This window comes from Cytobacillus oceanisediminis (genome assembly GCF_003182355.1).
GTDB lineage: Bacteria > Bacillota > Bacilli > Bacillales > Cytobacillaceae > Cytobacillus > Cytobacillus oceanisediminis_A.
In genome coordinates this window covers 569,574-595,790 of sequence record NZ_QGTW01000001.1, presented here as the reverse complement: position 1 = coordinate 595,790, position 26,217 = coordinate 569,574, and the positions used below count along the sequence as shown (strand labels likewise).

21 protein-coding genes and 1 pseudogene are annotated in these 26,217 nt (G+C 34.9%); 20 read left to right on the top strand and 2 right to left on the bottom strand.

The window, feature by feature from the left end; translation table 11 throughout:
* Positions 1-107 precede the first annotated feature (107 nt).
* The 3 genes from drmA to DFO73_RS02840 are packed head-to-tail and all read left to right on the top strand — an operon-like array spanning position 108 to position 6,430.
* Positions 108-4,082, top strand: coding sequence for a DISARM system helicase DrmA (gene drmA, locus DFO73_RS02850; RefSeq protein WP_110063258.1), 3,975 nt, complete (start codon positions 108-110; stop codon positions 4,080-4,082).
* Between the two features lie 51 nt (positions 4,083-4,133).
* Positions 4,134-5,936 (top strand): DUF1998 domain-containing protein, encoded by a 1,803-nt coding sequence (gene drmB, locus DFO73_RS02845; RefSeq protein WP_110063257.1) that lies wholly within the window; start codon positions 4,134-4,136, stop codon positions 5,934-5,936.
* Positions 5,936-6,430, top strand: a complete 495-nt coding sequence (locus DFO73_RS02840) for a phospholipase D family protein (protein ID WP_110063256.1) — start codon at positions 5,936-5,938, stop codon at positions 6,428-6,430. Before drmB ends, DFO73_RS02840 begins: the two co-directional genes overlap by 1 nt.
* Before the next feature lie 76 nt (positions 6,431-6,506).
* Here DFO73_RS02840 and dcm read toward each other — a convergent pair whose 3' ends face one another.
* Entirely contained in the window at positions 6,507-7,943 is a 1,437-nt protein-coding gene (gene dcm / locus DFO73_RS29570) for a DNA (cytosine-5-)-methyltransferase (RefSeq protein ID WP_110063255.1), read from the bottom strand.
* 188 nt (positions 7,944-8,131) lie between these two features.
* On the opposite strand from dcm, the gene DFO73_RS02830 reads away from it, so the two are divergent.
* Complete coding sequence (locus tag DFO73_RS02830) at positions 8,132-8,767, top strand: DNA glycosylase (RefSeq protein ID WP_110063254.1); 636 nt, start codon at positions 8,132-8,134, stop codon at positions 8,765-8,767.
* A gap of 19 nt (positions 8,768-8,786) precedes the next feature.
* Here DFO73_RS02830 and DFO73_RS02825 read toward each other — a convergent pair whose 3' ends face one another.
* Positions 8,787-9,230 carry an EcoRII N-terminal effector-binding domain-containing protein gene (locus DFO73_RS02825; RefSeq protein WP_110063253.1) on the bottom strand — a complete coding sequence of 148 codons (444 nt, stop codon included), beginning with the start codon at positions 9,228-9,230 and terminating at the stop codon, positions 8,787-8,789.
* Between the two features lie 151 nt (positions 9,231-9,381).
* Here DFO73_RS02825 and DFO73_RS02820 point away from each other — a divergent pair, with 151 nt between their 5' ends.
* The 16 genes and pseudogenes from DFO73_RS02820 to DFO73_RS02750 all read left to right on the top strand — a co-directional run bounded on the left by DFO73_RS02820 (position 9,382) and on the right by DFO73_RS02750 (position 26,200).
* Complete coding sequence (locus DFO73_RS02820) at positions 9,382-9,678, top strand: hypothetical protein (protein ID WP_110063252.1); 297 nt, start codon at positions 9,382-9,384, stop codon at positions 9,676-9,678.
* Positions 9,679-9,710: 32 nt separating this feature from the next.
* Complete coding sequence (locus DFO73_RS02815; protein ID WP_110063251.1) at positions 9,711-10,493, top strand: DUF3883 domain-containing protein; 783 nt, start codon at positions 9,711-9,713, stop codon at positions 10,491-10,493.
* 422 nt (positions 10,494-10,915) lie between these two features.
* Positions 10,916-11,238, top strand: a pseudogene (locus DFO73_RS02810) (nucleoside triphosphate pyrophosphohydrolase).
* A 529-nt stretch (positions 11,239-11,767) separates the two neighbouring features.
* Positions 11,768-13,717: a hypothetical protein gene (locus tag DFO73_RS02805; RefSeq protein ID WP_258309172.1), complete on the top strand. Its 1,950-nt coding sequence runs from the start codon at positions 11,768-11,770 to the stop codon at positions 13,715-13,717.
* A gap of 2 nt (positions 13,718-13,719) precedes the next feature.
* A complete protein-coding gene (locus DFO73_RS02800; protein WP_110063250.1) occupies positions 13,720-14,391 on the top strand; it encodes an OmpA family protein in 672 nt (223 codons plus the stop codon).
* Positions 14,388-15,650: a hypothetical protein gene (locus tag DFO73_RS02795; RefSeq protein WP_110063249.1), complete on the top strand. Its 1,263-nt coding sequence runs from the start codon at positions 14,388-14,390 to the stop codon at positions 15,648-15,650. The genes DFO73_RS02800 and DFO73_RS02795 overlap by 4 nt, the downstream gene beginning before the upstream one ends.
* Positions 15,610-17,613 (top strand): DEAD/DEAH box helicase, encoded by a 2,004-nt coding sequence (locus DFO73_RS02790; protein WP_258309171.1) that lies wholly within the window; start codon positions 15,610-15,612, stop codon positions 17,611-17,613. Before DFO73_RS02795 ends, DFO73_RS02790 begins: the two co-directional genes overlap by 41 nt.
* A 2-nt stretch (positions 17,614-17,615) precedes the next feature.
* On the top strand, positions 17,616-18,248 hold the full coding sequence (locus DFO73_RS29115) for a DEAD/DEAH box helicase (RefSeq protein ID WP_258309170.1): 633 nt from the start codon (positions 17,616-17,618) through the stop codon (positions 18,246-18,248).
* 762 nt (positions 18,249-19,010) lie between these two features.
* The gene (locus DFO73_RS29110) at positions 19,011-19,559 is read left to right on the top strand and encodes a DEAD/DEAH box helicase (RefSeq protein ID WP_258309169.1); all 549 of its coding nucleotides are present in this window, start codon (positions 19,011-19,013) and stop codon (positions 19,557-19,559) included.
* A 321-nt stretch (positions 19,560-19,880) separates the two neighbouring features.
* Positions 19,881-20,297 (top strand): very short patch repair endonuclease, encoded by a 417-nt coding sequence (locus tag DFO73_RS02775; RefSeq protein WP_110063247.1) that lies wholly within the window; start codon positions 19,881-19,883, stop codon positions 20,295-20,297.
* Positions 20,298-20,648: 351 nt separating this feature from the next.
* The gene (locus DFO73_RS02770; protein WP_110063246.1) at positions 20,649-21,197 is read left to right on the top strand and encodes a hypothetical protein; all 549 of its coding nucleotides are present in this window, start codon (positions 20,649-20,651) and stop codon (positions 21,195-21,197) included.
* On the top strand, positions 21,142-21,795 hold the full coding sequence (locus DFO73_RS02765; protein WP_181395897.1) for a hypothetical protein: 654 nt from the start codon (positions 21,142-21,144) through the stop codon (positions 21,793-21,795). The genes DFO73_RS02770 and DFO73_RS02765 overlap by 56 nt, the downstream gene beginning before the upstream one ends.
* Positions 21,767-24,247: a restriction endonuclease-like protein gene (locus DFO73_RS02760; protein ID WP_110063244.1), complete on the top strand. Its 2,481-nt coding sequence runs from the start codon at positions 21,767-21,769 to the stop codon at positions 24,245-24,247. Before DFO73_RS02765 ends, DFO73_RS02760 begins: the two co-directional genes overlap by 29 nt.
* 40 nt (positions 24,248-24,287) lie before the next feature.
* Complete coding sequence (locus tag DFO73_RS02755; RefSeq protein WP_110063540.1) at positions 24,288-24,611, top strand: nucleoside triphosphate pyrophosphohydrolase; 324 nt, start codon at positions 24,288-24,290, stop codon at positions 24,609-24,611.
* 171 nt (positions 24,612-24,782) lie between these two features.
* Positions 24,783-24,905 (top strand): hypothetical protein, encoded by a 123-nt coding sequence (locus DFO73_RS29105; RefSeq protein WP_258309168.1) that lies wholly within the window; start codon positions 24,783-24,785, stop codon positions 24,903-24,905.
* A 173-nt stretch (positions 24,906-25,078) separates the two neighbouring features.
* On the top strand, positions 25,079-26,200 hold the full coding sequence (locus DFO73_RS02750) for a sensor histidine kinase (RefSeq protein WP_110063243.1): 1,122 nt from the start codon (positions 25,079-25,081) through the stop codon (positions 26,198-26,200).
* The last annotated feature ends 17 nt before the right edge of the window (positions 26,201-26,217 follow it).

The window sequence follows — 26,217 nt, the reverse complement described above, 5'->3', positions numbered from 1 at the left end:
GTAGTCATAATTCGGTTTCTATTTAATTTTCGATTTCCATAATAAGTTAGCGCTTGAATATTTGTTACATTTATTTATAAAAAATGATACATTCGGGGGGATAATTAATGGAGAGAGCAAAAACTGTGGTTTCCTTAAATAAAGAGTTGTTAGGACCAAGAAATGGAATTCATGAAATGTTAGATGAAGATTTAGATCCTAGAAATGAATATATTACTGGAATTTTGATACCAAAACAATCTAGGGATAAAAAACGAGATGTTGATTCAGAAGCTGAAATTATCTTAACTGAGGATGATTTAGGGGATGAAGCGGGAGAAGGTGAAGGAAATGTTGTTGTTACTGGTTTTTCGCCAGCTTTAGACCCAAAATCTATGCCTAAATCACTTGGATTATCTTTTGTTGTAAAAACTACAAACAAGGAGCACAAAATTCATGTACTTTATACATGGGGAAGATATTATCTGATCGAGAGTGCATGGATTAGAAAACCCGAATATTATTGCTTTGACTTTTCACTTCCTTTAAAAAACGATGAATTACAGAAAAGCGAAAAAACTGGTCTAGAGTTTAATATTAAATCTTCTAAAATAAATGAAGATACTTATAAAGTTTCAGTTTTTCTCGTTAATAATACAAATCTATTAGATCCAACCACATTTAGAACTGAAGACTGTGTGTTTCAACCACAAATACGGGTGAAATGCGAAGGAAACATTAATATAACACCATTTGAAGCCCTCGATCACAATAATGAATTAGATATAAATGACCCTCTTGTAAAGGAGAGCTTGTCCTTAAAATTATTATATAGAAATAAGCCAGCACTAGCAAGGGGGCACTTGGTAGGAGTAACTTGGAGAGACATAGATCCACAAAGGACACACAAAGTAAAAAAAATACCTAAAGAACCTCCATTTTTTTGGATGGATGGCGATATTTTGACCATTGAAAAAAGGAGAATTTTTGAAAATTGCGATGTGAGAACTGAATACCTTCCAATGTACCCAATTGTGGCTCCTGATATGTCATGGAGAAAAGAATATGGTCCACAACCAGAATTTAATCCAATCATTTTATCAGAAAGTTATACTGTTAAAGAATTAGAAAGAAACTTATTACCATTGAAAGAGGGGTATAAAAATTGGATTCAAGGGCAATATAAACAGTTGAAAGACTTGGATAAAAACTTTACTACTATAGCAAAAATACATTTAGAAGATTTAGAGAAATCATGTAAAAGGATTAGCGAAGGAATTTCTCTACTCATTAACAATGAAGATGCAAGGTTAGCATTTTGCTTTATGAATAAAGTAATAGCAAAACAACAGTCGTGGGCAAGAAGGGATAAAGAAGTAAAGGTATTTCCATGGAGGCCGTTTCAGTTAGCATTTATACTTCAAAATATTTCTTCATTATTTAATGATGAGGATAAAGATAGAAACACTGTTGACCTTTTATTTTTCGCTACAGGCGGAGGTAAAACGGAGAGTTACCTTGGATTAGCTATTTTTAATATTGCTCTAGCGCGTTTAAGAGCAAAAAAAGATAAAAGTGGGCATCGAATTGGCAGTGGTGTTAATGTATTGTCAAGATACACTTTGAGGCTTTTAACTATCCAACAGTATCGTAGAGCATTAAGGGTTGTTACCGCAGCAGAGTTTTTAAGAACGTTTGGCCATAAAGAAGGGACATCGATCGGATGGCGACCGGCTAGCTGTCATGTTGATGATGAATATATTTGGGGAACAGAAAGGATCTCAATTGGGTTATTTGTTGGTGGTGGAGTAACACCTAATAGTATGCATACATTAAATTTTACTGATGAAAGTGGCTCTTTCCAACATATACCTGGAGCAATCGATCTTCTGAAGAGAGGTGGAAATAAGTCGTACGGTGAACCAGCTCAGATATTAAATTGTCCGTGTTGTAATTCTCATTTAGCAATTCCTTCTGAAGGCTTGAGTGCTGGTTCTCATACTTTGTATTTCCTATTTAAAGCAGCAAAAATAACAGTTCCAATTATCAAAGATATTAATATAGTAGGCGCAAAAAAGATAGTTGGAATTAATGTCAAATCCCATGATGATAGTATATATCATACAGCAAGTATTACATTTGAAATTGAAGATGGAGGCAACGTTAAAAAAGATACGATTTATCAATTTTGGGAAAAGTTGAAAACGTTAATTGGTGAAAATGTTAGCCTCCTATGTGCAAGTCCAACAAGAATGGGTTATTTTATTCGTACTTATTTGAATTCAAAAAATAACTTTTCTGAGTGTGATTTCGAGATTTACTGTCCTTCACCAAGTTGTGAGTTGAATTCTGTCTATTGGACAGAAAAAGTACCTATTAATATTGGAAATCAGATGGTGTCTAACACAGATATGGAATTTCAAGAAGTTTTAGATTGTTTTAAGGTTCTAGGTGAGTCGTCGATATCTTATAGAACACCAATAACTGCATATACTGTAGATGATCAAGTATATCATAAGTGTCCATCTATGATCATCGCAACTGTTGATAAATTTGCTCAACTAGCATCTGAACCCAGAGCAGCTACAATTTTTGGTAATGTAGAATACTATCATGCTAGATGGGGCTACTACAGAGAGAATTGTCCTCCTTCAGATGGTGGGAATCTAACTAAAGACTTAAAATCACATCCTTCAGGATACAGGAAAAATAAACTATATAAGAGGATTAATTCTTTTAATCCTCCTAGCTTAATAATTCAGGATGAGATGCATCTTATTGAAGGTCCTTTAGGAAGTATGTTTGGCTTGTATGAAATTGCAATTGATGAACTTTGCACAAAATATTCTGATGGGAAGGTGATAAGACCTAAAATTGTTGTTTCTACAGCAACTGTAAGCCAAGCTCAAACACAAATCAGATCACTTTTTGGCAGGGATTTTGTACAGTTTCCATCTCCTGGATTAAACATTGAGGATAATTTTTTCTCTTTTTCACCACCTACTGTGCACCCTTTAGATAGTGAGGGGCCAGGTAGATTATATATTGGTGTATGTTCTCCGGGAAAAGGTGCGCAAACTCCTTTAGTTAGAATGTGGTCTAACTTGTTGCAAAATGCGAAGAATTTGCTAGAAGAAGGGTTTACAAAAGAAGCAGTTGATGGTTTTTGGACAGTGGTTGGGTATTTTAATGCTGTAAGGGAATTAGCTGGTGCTGCATCGTTATATAGACAGGATATTCCAGAAAGGATGGAGTATATAGCAGGAGTAAATGCAAGAGACCTAAGTACGGAACACATGGAGTTATCAAGTAGAAAGGACTCAATGGAGTTACCATCTTTACTAGATCAGTTAGAAATAAGCCTGCAAACTGGAACGCCGGTTAATGCAGTTCTTGCTACTTCAATGTTTGGAACAGGTGTTGATGTTGATCGGCTGAGGTGCATGATTATTAATGGCCAACCTAAGTCAACGTCATCATATATCCAATCTTCAGGACGTGTTGGTAGGAGTAAAGGTGGCTTAGTCTTAACGTTTTTTAGAGCAAGCCGGCCACGAGATTTAGATCATTATGAACATTTTATGGGGTACCATCATTCTTTATACAAAAATGTAGAGCCAATAACTGTAGCACCCTTCTCACCTAGGGCTAGAGAAAGAGCATTGGGACCTGTTATTACAGCTATACTAAGAAATGCAAAGATGATAAATGGTTTCAATGTCGATCCTGAGTGGAGAATCCAACAGAGATTGCTAAAAAAACATTATATTTCTGGGGCTTCTTTAATGGCTACAAAAAGAACAGCACCTGAGGTAATAAATCTAATCGAAATCCTCTTAAATAGACTTGAGAAGCAACCCGAAGGCAGGAAACCTGAGTATAATAAAGTTCAAATGGAAATTCGATCTGAGTTAGACAGGTGGAAAGGGCTAGCACAGATACATGATGATCTTTTATATAAAGAACCGTCAATGGCTAGTACACCCACACATGCAGTTGTGCTTGGAGACTTACAACACTTTTTTAACAACTTAGATATGGCTTTTGAAAACGCCCCTTCTTCCTTACGTGATGTAGAAGGAACAACTACATTTAAGGGGTAATCTGTAGTAACTTGTCTAGTTTTATAATCTATAAAATTGGAGGATAATATATTGAAAAATCAATCAATGAGGCCGTCTCAGTATATTACAACTTATGGACCAGGAGCCATTTTAGAGGCTCCTAACGGACCAAAGGTAATCTATTCATTAGAGAACTCGAAGATTTTCGAAAATGGATACGAGCCGAAGGATTTCCAGATAGTAGATCAACGATTATCTGAATCATTGCTTGAGGGCTCTGGAATAATCAGAATACCTACTAACGCTGAATTAAATGCTATAGATACAAAAGAAGTATACCATACAGCTAATTTTCCAAGCTGGTCGCTATGCGTAAAACACGGTATTTTGTATAGACAACAATATAAAAAAGAAACAGGGTGTCCTAAATGTGGAAAAATGCCGAATTCTTATGAAGCCTATGAAAAATCTCGTAGAGAGGCTATCCGTTTCATTATTGCTTGCACAGAAGGACATATGGATGATGTGAATTGGGTGGGATTAATAAAGCACAAAAAGAAAGACTGTAATCCTACTTATTTAAAATGGGAAGGAGGAGGAGGTTCTTTAAAAAATGTAAAAATTATATGTCCATCTTGTAATGGTAGGATCAGTTTAGGCCAAGCCTATAATTGGGATTTAAAATGTACAGGTAGATATCCCGAAATCGGGAGCCACCGAGAAGAGTGTGACAAAGCTGCTAAAATGATGCAACGGGGTGCTTCAAATTTAAGAGTTCCAGAAATTGTAACATCACTTACAATACCACCTAGAGATACCTCTTTGCATAAACTAATGGGACGAACAGAAATAAAAACTGGACTATCATTATTCTACAAAAGAGCCTTAATAAATTCTAAGAATGATCTTATTGATTTATTATCAGAAACAGATGGAGTACCTGAAAAACTTATAAACTCAATTAAACAATATTCAGAAGAAGTAGTAATGCAGGTTTTAAAAGATGTTTTAGAAAAAGTGGAAATTGTAAATTCTGAAATTGAATATCGAATTAAAGAATTTGTTGAATTACAAAAAGGTGCTGCTATTGGTGCGCCAGTAGTAAATTCATCAACACCTGGTGGAGCTCCATTATTTGAAATAGTAAAAAATGATGTTCGAATCATAGATGGGTTAAAAGGTAAGAAATTAAGAATAACACCTGTCAGTAGACTCCAAGTGGTTATGGCCCAAAAAGGATATAAAAGGTTGGATACTTCTGTGGCAAGAGAAGTTTCGGTTTCATATAATGATGGATTAAAAAATTGGTATCCAGGAGTTGAACTCTATGGTGAAGGTATCTATTTAGATTTGATAAAAGAAGATACTGAATCTATTCCTCACCATTTTAAGATGGTAGGAAATGAATATAAGCGCTGGTTGGACGCTTATTACAATCCTGAAGAATATGGTATAAGTAATACAAATGGAGAAATAGAGTTTCTTCACCCTGTTTTTGTTTGGTGGCATACTTTTGCCCATAGAATTATAAATTCTCTTTCACTCGACTCTGGCTATTCTTCTGCGTCAATTAGAGAGAGAGTGTTTATAGATATCGATAAAAATAATCCTAGGAATGCTCGAGGTGGAATATTACTTTATACCGTACAACCTGGGGGGGATGGAACGTTGGGAGGTCTTATTTCTCTTGTTCCTGAATTTGAAAGAATTTTATCATCGGCTTTAAATGACATTGATATATGTTCTAATGACCCACTTTGCAGTGAGGATATTTTTGAGAAGGGTAAGTACAATGGTGCCTCTTGCTATGCTTGTCAACTTATATCAGAAACATCTTGTGAACATAGGAATATGTTTATGGATAGAAATCTATTACAAAGGAACTTACTGTGATGACAATCCAAGTTTTAGCTACTGGGTCAGGATGGTTAGGAAGTGGAATTGAATCTATACAATCAAATGTTATTGAATTAATAAGGAATTGTAAGCATGAATTAATTATAGGATCTTACAGTTTTGGTTTAGGTGGTTTAGAGATCATACCGCAAATCGAAAAAGCATTAAAAAGAAATGTTAGTGTAAGTATTTTTATTAACAATTTTTATCAACAAGATATTATAATCCAAGAAGAGTTAAAAAAGTTGAAGAGAATAACCCTAAATATGAAAATATACAATTTTAAGCCAACCAATTCCGATGATCTTCATGCTAAGCTAATAATAGCAGATAGAACTTATGCTATTATTGGGTCATCTAACTTATCAAAAAGAGGTTTTATTTCGAATCATGAATTAGCCGTTCTTATTAAAGATCGTGAGGTATCAAAGATTGCATCAGCATTCGATAGGTTAAAGTTAATTCAATATGTAAATGAAATTGAGTTATAAATAGGGGTGTTATCAACTTAATAGAACAATTTTATTCATTAAAAATACCTGGCTTTAAAATTAAAGCCAGGCTTTTTTATTTTATTGCATAAATTGGTATATTATCAGTATCCTCCGCTCTTTCTTTAATAGATAGGATGAGGGTGAATAGGTACTTACTTTCAATTTTATAACCTAAGAATTCTTCGTCATTAACTTTTATTAGTACAAACAAATCACCTATATTCTCGGATGTGAAATATGGCACCTTTTTCCCTATATGAGTAAGAATATAATCTGGTTTTACTTTTTTACCTCTCCATCTAACTTTACTTTCTGTTACTTCATCAAGTTGTTCCCAGTAAATTTTAAAATTTGTATCTTTGTTTTCGCCTTTGGATCCCGGGCAATTAAAGAATAATCTCCAAGCTTCTCCATTAACTAAAATACCACCAGAGCGTGAAGCTGAAGCTTTATAATCTTCAGTAGTGATTATTTTTATATAAAAATCTTTGTAATAATTAATACGATTAATTACCTCGTCAATAGAATTATCTTCAATTAGAAATCCCCTATGGTAATTTGGATTTTCTTTTCTTTCTGTTAATGTTTTCAAAATATTAACTGCTATTTTCTCAATAACAGGAACGGCTACTGAATTCCCTAGTTGTTTATATGCTGACGAATCAGAATCAGATATTATAAAGTCATCGGGAAATCCTTGGAGCCTTGCACATTCTCTAGGAGTAAGTCTTCTTGGATTTGAATCTTCTCCTTGTGAAATAAGAATTTCTGATCCATCCTTATAATATCTAGCAGACAATGTACGTGTGTACCCATTTAAATCAGCGATCCCATATCCGAACCCGTTTCCTTTACTTTGGTGTTTTTTTGCATATTCTTTAAGGTAGTTCCATAGATTATCCGACAAAGTATATTTATTAGGAACATTGCATTCTAATATTGTTTTTAAGGCTGGCCCATTTGAGGGTAAAGTTGGAAACTTAAAATTTAAGTTATCTCGAAATCCTACTATATATATTCTTTCTCTATGTTGCGGCAAAAGACCTTTTGCATCAATGACTTGAGTGTAGACTCTGTAACCTAGCTCTCTTTCTAATGTTCTCTTGATAATTTTAAAAGTTCTACCTTGATCATGTGATTGTAGGTTCTTAACATTTTCTAAGAGGAAAGCTTTGGGTTGCTTTTCTTTAATTATACGTTTTATATCAAAAAATAGTGTGCCCTGTGTGTCATCTTCAAATCCGTGTTTTCGACCTAGTGCATTTTTTTTTGAAACACCTGCTAAACTAAATGGTTGACACGGAAATCCAGCAAGTAAGATATCGTGGTCAGGTATATCCTTTTCATGTATTTTTGTGATATCTCCAAAGGGTCTTTCACCAAAGTTCTTTTCATACACTTCCTGAGCTTTTTGATCCCATTCAGAAGAAAAAACACACTTTCCGCCTAAATCTTCAAAAGCAAGCCTTAAACCACCTATCCCTGCAAACAAATCAATGAATCTAAACATATTTATTCCCCCAACACGATCATTAAAGTTAGCCATTTTTTATATATTATAACATTCTTTTGTAAACGAACGTAAGTTTGTATTAAATGGATTCAACATAAAGAATTATATTACTAGAATATAAACTAAATAATAGGGGAATTCAATTATGTAAAGGAAAAATAAAAAATTTTCTGAGGTGACTATGAATGAAAGATAAAAACGAATATTTAGTAAATACCTTATTAAATTGGGGAGAGCAAAATTATGATTTATTTCCTTGGCGTTTTACCACAAATAAATGGCATGCATTAGTTGCTGAAATAATGCTTCAAAGGACAAAGGCTGAACAGGTAGTACCGGTATACTGTAAATTTGTGAGTAAATATGAAACACCAAAACAGTATCTTGATGACAGTAAGGCCCAAGTGTTTAAAAGCTTAGGCCTTATATGGAGGGAAAAGTACCTAAAAGAACTAGCAAACATCTTAACCAAAGAGGGTCTTCCAGCGGAAAAAAAGGCATTGCTTTCTCTACCTGGAGTTGGTCAATATATTGCTTCAGCAAAGAGAACGTTCCATTTAGGAATTCCCGATACTATTATAGATAGTAACGTAGTTCGACTATATGGTAGATATTATGGGTTTAAGACTAATTCAGAGACAAGGAGAAAGAGAAACTTTTTATTGCTAGCCCAAACACTAACTCCTGAAAGAAATCATAAAAATTACAACTATGCTTTAATTGATTTTACAAGGAAGATTTGCAAAGTCAATCCATTATGCAAAAGATGCCCATTATTACATGAATGTGAGTATGGGAAGCTTTATAAACTACTAGAATGAAATAACTTTAAAGATGATATCAATCTAATGATTTAAATGTAAATGAAGTACCTTGGACTGGGCCAAATAACGAATTTAATACAGTTTCGGCTGTACTACCTTGTTTTACCACAATGAAATTAATATCTTCATCTGTATGTTTAGAAACAACAAGTAGATCACCTGCTTCGGCATGATCCATAACAATATTACTTTTAAAATAAAGCCTATACTCAGTTCTTGTAGGATGGGCTTCGCGTGCATCATACCATGTTATTTTCGAGGAAGTAGCCACCTCGTTATCATCCTCTTTATATAAAATAAAACTCACATCTTTGTTACTAATTTTTTGAGGGCCTAATAGTTTTTTTAAATCCTTGTTACCATTAAATTCATGTTGATTAGATTTTTGTTTATTGACTTCAACGTTGCTTAATCTTTTAATAACTAAACCAATCAATTTTGATGTGAAAATATGTTCCATTTTATATCCTTCCTTTTATAATTATAATTGTAACTAATAATAAATTACTTTATTTTACATTTGTATTATATCATATGATATAAACATCAAAATATTTTTTTAAGAAATTAACTTAATTGCAATTTAGTATAATGAAATAAAGGTGGTAAAAATGACATCTGTTATTGTATATTATCAAGAGCAAGATATATTAGATACACAACAAACCATACAAGAAATGAAAAGACTTTTTTTAAAACAAAAATGGAATTTTCAAGGATTGTTTATTGATCAAAAAAATGATTATGAAGTTTTACAGGAAGTTATTCACACTCATTTTAAAAAAATAGATATTATATTTTTGTATAATCGAAATAATATAGCTGATGAATTTTACTGGCAACTCTTGATTCAAACTGCCACGATAGAAAATGTTCAAATCATATTTTACTCTGACTTACATTTATAAAGTTGCTACCTTATATACTTCGGAGGGATATTATGGAAAAAAATCATAAACTTGCTTTAATTGTTGCTTTTTATTTATCCAAATTTAATAAAAAGGCCTTGCTTAACCTGAATTTTTCTAATTTTACAGAGGCTTTTCGTGTGATCGGTGAGATATTAAATGTTAAACAAAATACTATAAAGAATATGCGAGATGAATTTGATCCTCTATATCCAAATGGTAGACAAGGTTGGTATCAAAGAGAACTAAGGCCTAGTAGGTTAGCTGTCCTTGAACAATACGATGAGCTTAGTGAAGAAGCACTTAACGAAATTGTAAAAGAAATAATTTCACCTGCTAATACAAAAATTAATGAAAATATTGAACAATATGTCTCAATTATTAACTCGGGTGATAATGATGACATTAGTTTGCAAAGATCATATACATATACTACAAGGGGAATAACAGGTAAAAAGGCAGAAGATTTGTTTATAGAGTATTTTAATAAAGGGTTGATAAATGGATTTAGTGGCGATTTAATCGATCGAAGACAAGATGGTTGTGGCTATGATTTTGAAACCAAGGATGAACCTAAATTTATCTTTGAAGTCAAAGGTCTTTTAGGTGAAGCTGGTGGAATAAATTTGACCGATAAAGAATGGAGAGTTGCTAAAGAACTAAAAGATAAATATATTTTAGTCCTTATTAGTAACATTGAAAACGATCCAAATATTAATATTTATAGTAATCCTTATAATACCTTTATACCAAGTAAAGTTATAGCTCGTTCAATTTCAATAAATTGGATAATAGATAGTAAGCAGCTTTTTTAAAACTAAAGCAACTTATTTTTTTAAAGTGGCCACTTACTTAATGAGTTACTAAATTACTGTTTCCTAAATCGCAGACTAAATTTAAATCAATAAAAAGAACAAGGATTACAGTACAGCTAAAGTTTTTTTAATCCTATAGTAAGGGCTATCCGTGCTATTAGCCGAAAAGGATTGGATTTACTCTCGGAAAGCAGTTCCAATGGAGACCTTTGAAGAAATTGAAGTTTTTAGTAAGTGATACTATAGAATGAAGAAAACATTAGGTAGTAACACTAATGCAGTTGGTAAAGATACAGGCACATAAATTATATGAAATTAACGTCGTAATATAGCGGCGTTCTTTTACAAAAGAGGATATTTTTTGAGGGTTTAACATAATCCAAACGATGATATAAATTATAATTAATTAGTGAGGTATTATAATGCCAGTTTTCAATAAACTTGTTCGAGACCGTATTCCAGATGTCATTGTTAATATTGGAAAGAACTTTACTACTAGAATTTTGGAAGATAATGAGTACATAAAAGAGTTTAAAAAGAAAAGTTGCGAAGAGTTAGAGGAGTATATGAATCTACGAATTCGAATAATGTCCTAGAAGAATTGGCAGATATCCTTGAAATCATACATGCTATTACTGAGTATCATGGTTTTTCAATTGAAGATTTAGAAAATGTTCGAAGAAGTAAGGCAGAGAAACAAGGTGAATTTAAGGAGAAAGTCTTCTTGATTGATGTTGAGGATTAATATGAGTAATTAGGAAAAATTTGAAGCAGTATAATAGCTGTTTCTTTTTTTTACATAAAGTAGAATTTTTTACGAAAAGACATTCTCATGAATTCTGTAATGCGATAATCTTCCACATCGATATTATGTGGAAAAATAATAGAACGAAACGAATATTTTATTAGAAGTATTCATCCTATTAGTAATAAACTTAAGCTGCAATTAGGTAAAACTCACCCCAAAAGAAAAGCGACTATCGACTAAATTTATTCCGACGCTGAAATGTTATTATCACCTTGGAAGGGTATTGCTGGATACAACCTATCCACAGATCTTTTTTTGTAGTACGAATATTAGGAATTTTATTTATTTTTATTTTTATTTAACCAATTAAGATTTTGGATATAAAAACCAGCATATAGAACAATGCTGGTCCTATAGGTCTTATAAGTTAATCCTTATCAATTATTTGGTAATGAAATTTTTATTATTTTGATCACATTTCCAGTTTATTGTATTAAAATAAGCTAGAAAGACTATGAGGAATTGGGTGATTTTGTTGTTTTCTATGTTTGAAAAGTTATTTGCTTTTGCAAATGAAGCAGGGGTAAATAATTTTACTAGTGGTTTCTTATTAATTCAATTGGCTTTGTTTGCTTTTCTTCTTATATTCCAATGGTACAGAATTAACAATGAAATATCCTTGATGAAAAGGCTTAGGACTACTTTAGAGGAGATGGAAAAAACCTCAAATACTAGTACGTTAGAAATAGATCGCTCCATAAATGATTTTTTTCAGTCTATAAAAAAATCGAAATATAAAAATCTATGGGAACGTTATTATAATCGCGTTTCTGGTAAGAAAGAGGATGAACGAATTAAAGTCGAGCCATTCTTTGGTTTTGATGTCATGCATTATCATATGGGATACCGCCCCCTTATGGATATCGGTGGTGGAATTAATGTAAGCATCGGTGTCTTAGGGACCTTTTTAGGTTTATCGATGGGCTTGGCAGAATTACATATTGGAGATACTGAAACACTTCGAACTGGGATCGGAAGATTATTAAACGGGATGAAAGTTGCTTTTTATACTTCCGTTCTGGGTGTTCTACTTTCTTTATTCTGGATTGCTGCAGATCGTATGATTAGCAGTAAGTTGGATAAGCATATCGATTGGCATTCAGAAAGGTTAGATTACTTACTTAGCACAGATGATGAAGAATTATTTTTAAATCGATTGGAAAAGATCTCGAGAAACCAGGCGGATCATTTAAAAACGTTGTTGACAGATGCTTTGGAAAGAGCTATGCATCCAGTTGTTTCTACTATTCTGGAATCGAACGGACAGGTCAGCAATGCTTTCAATCAGCTAAATGACCAGTTTTCTAAGCTACAGGTTGGAATGGAGAATCAGTCCAAGCTACTGGAGAACCAGCTTGAATTAACAAAGAATAATAGCAATGACATCTCAGAAAGATTGATAGAATCTATAACTGGTGGAACACAGGAATCGATTGCAGGTTTCAGTAATATGATTAAGGATTCACAGTCATTACAGACTCAAATGGTTGAAACCGTTAACCGGGTCGTAGAAAATTTTGCAACCACTCAGTCTAGCCAATCAGCTACTCTCGAGAAAACGGAGCGCTTAATTGAAAAATTTGAGGTAATGACATCTGAAATGGATAACATGAGGAGCAGTTATTCAGAAGCTTCATCATTTATGGTTGGTCTATCAGATTCGTTTAAGAATATTCAGCAGCTTACACAGGAACAAATTCCGGTTCAGCAGGAAGTGATGAAAAGTAATCAGGCTTTAGCTGAAAAATATGATGGACTTACGGACCGATTTAAGGAGTTCAATCAAACCATAGAACGAAAATATGAAGATCTGCTTAATGATGTATTAACCGCTTCCAAGAGTTTGACAGGATCCTTTCAGAATATGACCAGCAAGTTTGCTGATACCATGAAGGTACAATCAAATATGCTGAAGGAATCTGATGTATTATTAAGCAGTGTAAAAGAGGTAGTTGAGTATATTACTCCTATTGCCCCTGAATTGAAAGATGTTGTAGGAAACATTGATGGATTGAAAGAACAGCTAATCCGTATGCACCAGCTGCAAAGTGATTTATTGCCTGAGTTAGTTGCAATGAAAGAGCAGACAAACGAAGTTGTTCAGGAAGCTCTTCAAACCACAAAGTCTTATATGGGTGATATTACTGAACAGCTAGAAGTTATGAAATCCAGCTGGACAACAACAAGAAGCCAGTTTGAGCAGACAAGAGAAACATTAAACACTTCTGTTAAAGATTTTGCTGAAAATATCGATAACGGATTGACAAAAACATATCAAAACTTTGATGAGACATTAACGAATGCGGTAAAACAGGTAAGCCAGCTAGTTTACCAGTTTAGTGACCTGCAGAAAGATTTCGTCGAAACACTTGATGATTTAACTGAAGAATTATTGAAAATGAAACAAGGTGCATAAGAATGAAGTACAGAAAGAGAGAAGAAGTTAACTACTGGATGTCTTATGCGGATTTAATGAGTGCCATGCTTATGGTGTTTGCTCTGCTTTTAACATTAGTCATCCTTGATTATAAAGAACTCCTAGAAAAGAAAGAAAAAGAAATTGAGCAAGTTGTTTCAGTCAAAACTGAAATAATCAAGGCACTGACGGAACAATTTAAAGAGTCTAATATGGCCATTGAAATTGATCAGCAAACAGGTGCGATTCGATTTCCCGGCAGTGTGTTGTTTTCTTCCAATTCGTCGGAGATTGCACCTCAAGGAAAAGAATTTCTAGATGCCTTTATCCCGAAGTACTTGGATATTTTGCTGCAGGAAAAGTTTAGAGATGAAATTTCTTCAGTCATTATTGAGGGTCATACAGATAATAAGGGTTCGTATATTTATAACATGAGACTTTCTCAGGATCGGGCATTTTCTGTACTGGATTATATCTATAGTGAAGATTCACCTGACTTCCCTGTTAAGAAGCTGTCACAAAAATATATAACGGCTAACGGCCGGAGTTTTAATCAACCCTTAAACAATGAAAAGGGTGAGTATGATCCGGATAAATCCCGGCGGGTAGAATTCCTTTTCAGGTTGAAGGATGATGAAGCCATCAAGGCCGTACAAGAGTTGGTGCAGGAATGAAGTATGAATACCAGCCAACTTTACTCAAGCAATGGATGCGGGACAATCCGAACCTAAGGTTAACTGCGACACTTGTAAATTCCAACGAAAAATACCGCGGCGACCTGGAGATTATTAAAGAGGAATTCAAAAAAGCGAAGTCCTTTGATCGTGAACGATTCGTTAATTGGACCGAAGGCTTAACCCGCAGGCAAAAACTGCTGCTGCCAAATTTGTATAAACAGGACTTAAATGCTCAGATGAAAGAGAACCTTCTTCACACAATAAGAAGTAATGCAAAGAATGAAAAAAGGCTATTCAGGGTCTTAGTTGATTCTTTATATCAAACTTTTGATTTGGAAGAAATATGGAAGCTGGTTAAATACTCTTTTGCGATTCATCAAGATAATTTAAAAAGGAGATTATCAGATGAGCAAGCATCGAACTGGAAAGAGTTCCTTCTCAGCAAGGATCCTGTTCGGCACTTAGCAAAAGAAGCTTACGAAAGTGAAAAAGGGTTCCTTGAAGAACTGGAAAGCTATTATTTGACAGAAAATTTTCCGTTATACAGACTAGTTCTTATGGAAGTTTTCTCAATTGCGAATGAAGACTTTTTTATCAAAGAAAAAAAGATGTATAAAAACTACTTCAACAGTGCTACTAATCAAGAACAGCAAAAGATGGCGGAGGGCTTTATAAGAAATTGTAAGCTTAATAATGTCAAAGATCTTGGCAAATTGGTTTATGAAAAATTAAAAACCTATCGGCGAAAGCCCATGCTTTGGAAAATGGTTGGAGAAGAAGAGAAGAAGAGGTTTGCAAACTGGATATTAAGACTTGAAATCAAGGATTTCTTTGGTAATATCAATACAAACCATGAACGGTATCAATATTGGAAAAAGTTTATTGTAAACTTGGAAGATGTTGTTATAACTGATAATCGATCTACTCTTATCATGTATTTTCCTGATGTGGTTGTTATGGAAGTACTGGGAACTGGTGCTGTTTATGTTTATTCTACAGCAGTTTTTAATAGACATTACCAAGGCAAGATCGACAAAATGCTAAAAGAGCGTGAAAAATACCAGGATTCCTACTATGAACCAAGAGACGTCAAAAGAAGCGAGCTAATGGATAAGTATCGAACTGTAACTGGAGGCTGGCTAATTCATAGTGGAGGCTGGCAGTTTAAGTTTGATAACTGGCTTCGTTCAAGCCTTAAGTGGGAGGTAAGAGAAAGTGTTCTTCTTCAAAAAGAAGCAGAAAGAGATGAAGGTTAATTTAACTCCTAGAGAAGAAGTAGTCGAAATTGAATTTCATGTAATTGAGGGGAAGGACAAAAAAGTCCTTTCCCTTCCTTTGAATAAGGGAGAAATTGAGGAACTATATAAAATTCCAGGGTTTCTGCGATATGTTGCATGGGAGGAATTGTATGAATCTGAGATACTAAGTGGAAGTCTGCTAAAATATGAAGATTTATATAAGCTTATACTCGATGAAGATGGCAGAGAGGTTCTGCAGCAATTAGGAATACCAACTGAAGAGATGCCCGTTAAGGGAGAACTGACCCTCGATTCACTTCCGGATGAGGCTAAGTTAAACTTGACCTTGTTTAATTCTGGAGGAAAACTGCTGGATCGACTAGGTCAGCATTCCGGTGGACTTTTAAAAACAAATGAAGAGCTGTTTTTGCTTCCGGAAAAGGTATACAGCCTAAAAAAAGTCATAAACAGTGAATTTGAAAGCGGCTATCAAAAAATAGGGGTATGCCAGGACTTAGCCGTTCATGCTGGTATTTCTTTAGAAAATTTTCTTGAAAAAGAAACGTTTCATGTTGTAGATAAATATGATTTGGATGTAAAGGTACATAATTTTGATCATATAGAGCTTGTCCCGACCGGTGGTACAGAAATAGAAACGCAATTACTCAATAGCACAAGCCCGCTAGGCACTGTTAAGGATGGACTGAGAAGAGATCGGTTTGTGAAGACGAACAAAGTTCATGAAGATGTACAAAAAATCTTAACAACAAAACATATTACCGGTGATAAAGTGCCCCTCTTTTTGGAAAATCCTTCAGCTATTATGCCAGAGCATGATTACACTTTTGATTTAGATGCCTTTTCCGAGAGGGTCAGAGGGCTCATTCCGATTGAAAGAGTAAGACCGGCATTTTCTGATGGAACAGGCTACCAATGGTTTGAGGAGTCAGGCAGCGGTTCAAGCTATGATACTGATTTTCTGAAGGAGCTAATGGACAGATATCCTAATCAGCAATATGTTGAACATGAGGGTAAATGGATTTACCTGGATCCCACTCTTCGTAAAAAGATCCTTGAAATTGAGGAAGATGAAGAAAACAAGATTAAACAGCAGTATGCTTTAGATATTAAAGATAATGAAGATGAGCTGGATTATGTAATAAATGGAGACAAAACAAATGAAATCAAGCAGTTTCCTATTCCAAAAGGGTTAAAAGCAACCTTATTTCCTCATCAAATTGAAGGTTTTAAATGGCTCTGCCACCTTGAGGAAAAAGGTATTGGCGGCTTATTAGCAGATGATATGGGTCTAGGTAAAACCATTCAGGTTATCACTCTTCTTCTTCATCAACAAGAAAGGAACAAAGTAAAACCAACTCTTGTTGTATTGCCTATTGCATTGATAGAAAACTGGATTGAAGAGGTTAATAAATTTGCACCAAGTCTCTCACATAGCCTTTATATTCATAAAGGCAGCAGCAGACTGAAGTCATCTGATTTAATCAGCCAATATGATTTGATTTTTACAAGCTATGATACTTTAAAAATTGATCAGCTGCTACTTGGAAAAATAAAATTCCAAACAATTATCTGTGATGAAGCACAGAACGCCAAATCGCATAGCAGCCAGCGTTCGAGAGCTTTAAGAGCGATGCAATCAGAGTTTCGCCTGGCGATGACAGGAACTCCGGTAGAAAATAGTCTGGAAGAATTATGGTCTATCATGGACTTCGTGCAGCCAGGTGATCTGGGGTCACTAAGAGAATTCCGCCAAAAGTATATTCAGACAGAGGAGTTTGAAGGTCTCCTAGATAAAATAAGGCCGTTTTATTTACGCAGAACGAAGAAGGAAGTGTTAGCAGATAAGCTTCCTGTTAAACATGAAGATAATATATCTTATGTACATGCATCCTCGACTCAAAAATCAATTGCAGAGTCGATGCTAACAACAAAAAAGAAAGCGGCCAAGTTGCTATCTTAAATATGTTAATGAGTCTTCGGCAGTTATATGGACATCCCGGAGTCATCATCCAACAATATGAGAGTCTTGATGCTAGAGAAGTGCCTAAATTAGAAAAGCTTCTGGAGATTATCGAAATTGTAAGGAACCGGAACGAAAAAATATTGATTTTCACTGAGTTTAGAAAGCTGCACTCGATTTTAAAAAGATTGTTTATGCAGAAATACGGCATCTCTGTACCGGTGATTGACGGAGATACAAAGAACCGCCAGGGCGTCGTAAAAATGTTTAATGAGAGTCCAGGGTTCGGCATTTTACTTTTATCACAAAAAGCTGCCGGGGTGGGTCTGACTATTACTAGCGCCAATCATGTAGTTCATTATACAAGATGGTGGAATCCTGCAGTAGAAAACCAAGCGACTGATAGAGCCTACCGAATCGGACAGAAAAAAGATGTACATGTCTATCTAATTATTACAACAGATGAGCAGAACTTTCCGAACGGAACAGTTGAAGAAATTATGCATGAATTACTGGAAAGTAAGCGTGAGCTAGCGGAGAATGTCATTATTCCATTTAGTATGAGTGAGATTCAGCGGGAACTAGCTGAGAAGATGATAGTTCAGAAGGAAAAGATATTATTGGAGAAATATTAATGTAATTCGGCGTCAGCTTTAACTAAGGCTAGACGCCTTTTTATTTATCCATAATTGATCATATATTAACCACTAAAAATGGTTTGATGAGGTTTTATAACTAATGAACCTCACTAAAAAATTGCACAGGTTGTATAGTAATTAGTCAGAAAGAATAATTCTATAAACGAAGTCTAAGAGGTTTTTAAGATAGTGGCCAATCAGGTTTTTATTTCTGACTGAAAATAAAGAGAGAATATTAAGATTGCTAGATGCGGAAATAAGTAAGTTGCTTCATTCTTATGAACAACAGTAGCAGATTAGAGAAAGAGATAACAAAACTAATAGATAAGTTTATTTTACTGGAGAAGGAGAACAGCATTCGAATAAACCGGAAGCACGACTCCGAATTTTTTCAGTGTTTCGCCAAGTACTACGCCCAGAAACCAGCGATAATACTCCAAAGAGCTACGGCTTTTGTCACTTTTTTAGAGAACACACTTGCAAATGCTACAGGTCCCCATGAAGCTCCACAAAGAGGGTCGCAGAAAAAAATACCCCTATCTATCCATGATAGACGGCGGCTGCCGGAGGCCGATAAGAAACACAAGGACGGTTTTGCGATTCACCATGTAACGCCTGAACCGTCCCTGTGTTTCTTATGCGACAACTAAGAGTTATGAATTATTATTTAATAAGTGTAAAGAACTGGAAGGAGAAGATCTTTTTCCTATATGTGGACTAACAGCAACCCCTGGTAGAAACAATGAAGAGACAATGACATTGGTAAACCAATTCGAAGCCTTCTTAATTCATCCGGAATTACCTGATATGAGAAGATATCAGCAGAATCCGCTCCTTTATTTCAGGGAAGAAGGATACTTGGCTGAGCCAATATTTTTACTCCATGAAAATGGTGAGGGGATAGAGGTAGCAGATTATATTGATCATGATGATTTGAGCAATGAATTTCTATATGAACTGGCCAACAATGAAAAAAGAAACTTTCAGATTATAGAATATATGAGATCAATTCCCTCCGGAGGATCTTCTCTTGTTTATTCATGCACTGTAGAACATGCAAAATTTTTAGCCATGATGATGAATTCTATTGGTAGAAAATCAGCAGTAATATCTGCAGATACACCAAAACCTATAAGAAGAATACATATAGCAGCTTTTAAAAAAGGGGATATTGAGTTTTTATTCAATTATGGAGTATTAACAACAGGTTTCGATGCACCTAAAACTGACCATATCCTCATTTGCAGACCGACGTCCAGTAGTATTTTATATGAGCAAATGGTAGGAAGGGGATTAAGAGGAGAGTAGTTTGGGGGTACTGAATATTGTAAGATAGTGGATTTCTCTAAAAATATTAAACGCCACGGTGAACCTTTAGCATATGCAAGGTTTATTAATGATTGGCAGATTAGAGACGTACGTAATATTAGTGAAGAAGATATTTCTGGAATTTTGCAACCTAATTAATGCAATTAGGGGTCACGATGATGAAGGTTTAAGAAATTGGAAAGGTATATATTTCCATTACAGCTGATAAGAGAGCAAAAACAGTACAATATCAAAATAACTTATTTATGAGTTTATTTTTCCTTTTATTAAGGGAAGATAAGACAAAAAGGAGTTATTAAATTGGTCGATGTCATGACGAAAGAACAACGAAGAAACAATATGAAGGCAATTAAATCTATTTCCAAATTAGAAGACATTGTATCCAGTCAACTATGGAAAGAAGGAATACGTTTTAGACGAAATTCAAAGTATTTGTTTGGTAAGCCTGATATTTCAATAAAGAAATACAAAATTGTAATATTTATAGACTCTTGTTTTTGGCATCAATGTCCTGTTCACGGAAATTCACCGAAAACTAATACTTCTTTCTGGAAAAAGAAACTTGATCGCAATGTAGAACGTGACAAGGAAGTTACTGAATACTATAAGGACCAGGGTTGGCATATAAAAAGAGTTTGGGAGCATGAAATTAAGAACGATATAGAGAAAGTTGTAGAGGATTTAGTAACTTTCATTACAAGAGCAAAAGAAAACTGAAATTATTTAGTAGAATTCAAAATCTAACAGGTAAATCCAAACTCAGGTGCAGGATCTGAGTTTTTTGTCCAATTTCTTGTCCAATAATTGAAATAAGAACCCACAAAAAACTTTCTGAATTTGGTATAACGCAGGCTCCCTTGTCTATAGCAACTGATTGACCTATGTTTCCAATTTAGAAACAGACCTGATCGGAAACAGCTATCTCTTCCACCTTTCCTAAAAAATTTCATCTTCCTTTACAAACACATATAACACCATTGCTAAAAAAAGATTGTTTTTCCTCTTCCAGAAAAATAGGTGAAAGTCAAAATAGCTTTCCTGATTTACTATTTTTTTAAGGTGATAAAAATGAATAAAAATAACTTTATAAAGTGGTTAGAGGAAAATAAAAATATTAGTTCTTATTCCTCAAAAAGATACATAAGTGCTATTGATACTATTAGTTCCGAGATTGAAAGATTTGGATTGAATATCATAAATCTCTACAATATTTACAACATAGAGATAATAGATAATATACTATCCAATCCTTTGTTTCAGGAGAAAAATCAAAAAGGGAACAGGATGTATAGTGCTGCATTGAATCATTATAAAAAGTTTCTTGAAGAAAGTAATAGGGATGGTCTTCATAAGGAAGATGACGGATCTGATTTATTAGGATATGTAGATATCAAAGGAGATTTTAAAGAAGGCCCTTTATCTAAAGCTATTAGAGTAGCAAACGAGCAACCACATTTACCTTACTTTATTCTTTTAGATGAGATGAATTTGGCACGAGTTGAATATTACTTCAGTGATATTCTCAGTGTGATGGAGAGTAGAAGGTGGGAGGATGGGAAGGTTGTTTCTTCTACTTTGTCACCGGAGGGTCGCAAAGGAAGAGGTCACACTCCCTAATAATCTTTATGTTATTGGAACCGTCAATATGGATGAAACAACACACCCCTTTAGTAAAAAGGTGTTAGACCGGGCTAATACGATTGAGTTTAATCGGGTTGAGTTGGATCATTTAACTTTTCTCCAGGATCTTGAGGACATAGCTCCATTAGAATTAGGACAAAGTCAGCTTGCCTCAAAGTATTTACATTTGAAGGATCTGTACAAAGTAGATACAGAGATTATCGAAAAGGCTACAAGTGAGCTGGTAAGGATTAATAAGTCACTTCAACTTATTAATGCACATATTGGTTACCGGGTTAGGGATGAAATCTCCTTCTATCTTGCCTATAACAAAGAAGGTGATCTAATGACTTTTGAGGAAGCATTTGATCATTGTATCCTTCAGAAGATCCTGCCGCGTCTGTCTGGAAGTGACTCAAGAATTGATCAGCTGCTAAGGGAGTTATATCTAATATTTACTAATACTGAGTATCAGGAGGATGAGGATTTTCAGTTCGATGAGCAAAGTGTTATTTATCCTAAGAGCGCTCGAAAAGTGATGGAGATGCTTAGGAGGTTACAAGCAGATGGCTTTACATCCTTCTGGATCTCGTGATGATGTAGAATTGGTTAAGATCGAAACAGAAGATTTCTCTCTTGTAATAAAAGGAAAGCCTTATCATGAGAGGTATGAAGGGTTAAAACAGTATCGTGCAATGGATAGGCATGATGTCATGCAGTTTTCTGTTCATGGGGATATGGTAAATCGGGTATTAATCTATGATATTGAGACGCAGCTGCTCCAGGAATCTACTCAATTAAGGCCTATCTTTTTCGAAAATGGAGTTTATCAGGTTATTGTCATACCTAAAATAAGCAGAGACTTATCCTTTTATCATGAGCATCCTGGTTTAAGGCAATCCGTTTCCAGAGTGGAAATCACCAATACTTATGTGTTAGTGGGGAATTTACAGTTCCAGAATGAAGTGGGATTAACAACCTTTGAAATTAGAGACGGCAGTAAGAAGTTGTTAGAGGTAACGTTAGAGATTTTCCCAGCAAAGCTTGATTACAAAAAGGATTATAAAAAGCTTTTAGAAGAAGTAAACGATGAAATTTATAATCTTGCCTTTCATTTTATCCGGAAAACCTATTTAGGAGCTCAAGTGAAACTTGACGGCAAGCCATCAAGAAGTGAATTTTACCGTTTAATCAGTAAGCATTTTGATCAGTTCATTCAGGCTGTTAATCGCATTGAACGGCAGCCTCATCATCTTCTCCAAAAAACGTATGAAAAAGTTAGGGGAGACCAATTAAATAAGTTAGACACTAGAAGCAGGAGCTATTTAAAAAAAAGACCTCATCTATTCACAGAGGTTACAAATGGCATCCATAAAAATAACAAAACATTGATGCCAACTGAAGGCCTCCGGGTCAAAAAGGAACTTACATTTGATACATTAGAAAATCGATATGTGAAATGGATGATGCAGCGGGTCACAAATAAGCTTTTTGATTTGCTAGAAACATTGACTAATAGAAGATCGAGATGGGAAACAGAACCTAATGCTGATCTTTTAGACAAGATTATCGAAATGATTAAGCAATTGGAGGGTAAGCAGAAAAATCCATTTTGGAAGGGAATAAAAAAGCTAGATCGGTCTATTCTTAGTTTAGTTCTGCAAATGGCACCTGGCTATCGAGATGCATTTCAAATCTATCTGACAGTATCTAAGGGGTTAATGCTTCAAGGAAAGCTATATCAGATGTCTGTAAAAGATGTAGCAACTCTATATGAATATTGGACATTCTTAAAGTTCGGACAAATCCTTGATAGAAAGTATCAGCTCGTTAGCCAGGACATTATCCAGGTAAACCGTGAAGGCTTGTTTGTAAATCTTCAAACCAATCGATCTGCGACAAGAAAATATAAACACCCATATACCAAAGAAGAAATTATTCTGACTTACCAAAAGTATGAAAGCGGTTTGCCAACCATTCCTCAAAAGCCAGATACCATGCTCAGCATTGCTAAAAAGGGGAAAGACTTTACCTATAATTATGTATTTGATGCCAAGTATCGAATCGATTACGCCCAAGAAGGAAGTTATTATCAAAACCGATATAAGCAACCCGGACCGCTTGAAGATGATATAAATACCATGCACCGTTATCGAGATTCAATAGTTGCCTACAATGATGGGCCATATGAAAGAACCGCTTTTGGAGCCTATGTATTGTTTCCTTGGTTTAATGAAGAGCTTTACCAGAACCATCACTTCTATAAGAGCATCGATAAAGTAAATATTGGTGGGCTGCCATTTCTCCCTAATGCAACTGATCTAGTCGAAAGATTTGTGGAGAGGCTTATTGAAAAAAGCCCTGAGGAAATCCAGCAGGAAGGAATTTTGCCAAGGGGAACATTGGAAGAGTGGAACTCCGGTCTGGACGAGAAAGTTCTTGTAGGGCTTGTTAGAGATCGGGAAGAATATATTAGCTATAAACAGACTGGCTGCTATCGTATTCCTGTAAATAAACTAAAAGCTGGATGGCAAGAGACAAGGTATATAGCTCTTTATGTGAAGAATGGTGTATTAGAGCATAATGGAGTCATTTGCTATGGCAGGGTTAAGGATATTAGGCCCGTGAAATCAGGAAACGATGAATACATGCAATTTGAAGTGGAGCATTGGATAAATTGTAATCCAATTATTAAACCTGTTGGATATGGTATTGCTGAATATATGTATACAACATTGAACAATTTGAAAGAGTCTACAGAGCTTCCAGAACTGTTTATGAAATCGAAAGAAGAAAAAACGTTATGGAGAATGCTTAGAAGGGTTTCCGACAGAATATCCATTGAACTAGATTCGGTTAATCTTGATATGGCTACCATGGTTGAAGAATATAGGATCAAAAATATTTTAATAAAGATTAATAAAGAAGATAGAAAAGTATCTTTGATAGGGAAAAGTTATCAAAAAACTGAATCATTAGATCTATTACAAAGAAATCCGTCTTCCATTTTTAAAGAATTGATTGACATGTTGGGCAGTGTACAGTAAAAAATCTATTTTGTGAAATGACTTAAAGGTGAGGATAACAATACCTACTTACAATAAACTAGTTCGTGACCGTATCCCAGAAATCATTGCAGGAACAGACAAGAACTATTCAACAAGAATTCTTGACCAGTCAGAATTCATTAAAGAACTCAAGAAAAAGAGTTTCGAAGAGCTTAATGAGTATATAAACACGAATAATCATGCAGAGGCGCTTGAAGAGTTAGCTGATTTACTCGAAATTATTTATGCACTCGCTGAGTCTCATGGGGCATCGATTGAGAAGGTGGAGGAATTACGAAAACAAAAGGCTAAAAAACGCGGTGGATTTAAGGAGAAAATCTTTTTAATAGAAGTCGAAGAATGAATAGGAAACAGCAGCCTAATGGAGCGGCAATTATAAACGATTGATCACCTTTAGGATGGAATTAGAGTTTGCTAAAATAGAAGAAGATGAAGAAACCCTATATAAATAGACTAAGGAAATCTGTGAGTATCGGCTTCATTATCACTTTGAGCGAAAGGGGGAAAGATAACAGTGAAAAGAGTTTCTAGAGAAGAAATCAGAAAGAATCCAGATAAGTTCGCGGATGAGTTGCTGAAGAGAATTAAAAATAGAGGTAAGCCGGAACTTAAGCTGATTATCGGCGGGAAGAAATAAGAAATTATGATGAAGCATCCATTAACAGATAAACTGGTTATCAATATTAAATGATTAAAAGACACTTCTGAGGAGTGTCTTTTAATCATAATGTATGTATTTATATATGGTTAATTTTGTTATTAAATGATAAAATATACAGTTGTATTCCCTTTATGAAATGGAGTTATTTCATGAAATCCTATTGGCTATGGATCCTTTTAAACGTGGTTGTTTGGCCATTTACGATCGGCTACATCAACCTTCCTATAAATCAATTAACTGCTGGTATATTAGGAGTGGCATTGTACTTCCTGCTTTTTTTTATCGTTCCGTTAATTGAAAAAAAGCCCATAATTTTATTTGTCCTATTAGGTACGAATACCAGCATTGCGACAGCCATCCTATTTCCCTACAATGGTGAGTTTAACCCCTTTCTTGTTCTGATAATCTCCCTTCTAATCGCCGAGGGCTTTTATCGCCTGCCGCTTCGGTATAGTCTGGCTAATGGGACAATTGGTGCATTCGGGTTAGGGATCACCGTTTTAAATAGTAATCTAGGTTTTTTCATTCAAATTTCTATAGCAATATACATCCTTTTCCTTTTCATAGCTCTCATCCATTATAAGAAAACAAAGGTCCAGCTAATGGATGTGGAAGCACGTTACGAGGCGATTTTAGGTGAATATCGCGATGTAAAGCGAAGGGCTGTCTCAGAGGAGGAACTGGCCAGGCAGGAGGAACGGGTGCTGATTGCCCATGAAATCCATGATTCCGTGGGACATAAGCTGACGGCACTCATTATGCAGCTGGAAATGTTTCGATTGCAAATCAATGAAGACCATAAGAAAAGAGTGCAATCATTAAAGGAACTGGCTAATGAAAGCCTAAACGAAACACGCAGAGCTGTGAAATCACTTAAGGCGAATGATACGGGCGGACTTCCTGGTGTCTTGCGATTAATTCGCAAACTGGAATTGGAAAATATGATGCATATTCATTTTTCTGTAAAATACGGTGCCTTTTCTGCGCCTTTGACAGGTGAACAATCATTTGTGATTTATCGTTCTGTCCAGGAAGCATTAACAAATATAATGAAACATAGTGATACGAAGGAAGCAGAGATTACCTTCGAAGCACCAGGCGGCAGTATTTTTCGATTCGAGATTCGGAATCCAGCCTCTGGAACGGATGGCTATCAGGAAGGCTTCGGACTAAGTCAGATGAGACAGCGGTTAGAAAAACATAATGGCAGTTTAAAAGTGTACCAAACGGAAGGGCATTTCATAGTCAGCGGATATATTAAAATAAAGTAAGGCTGTTTTTGGTGTTT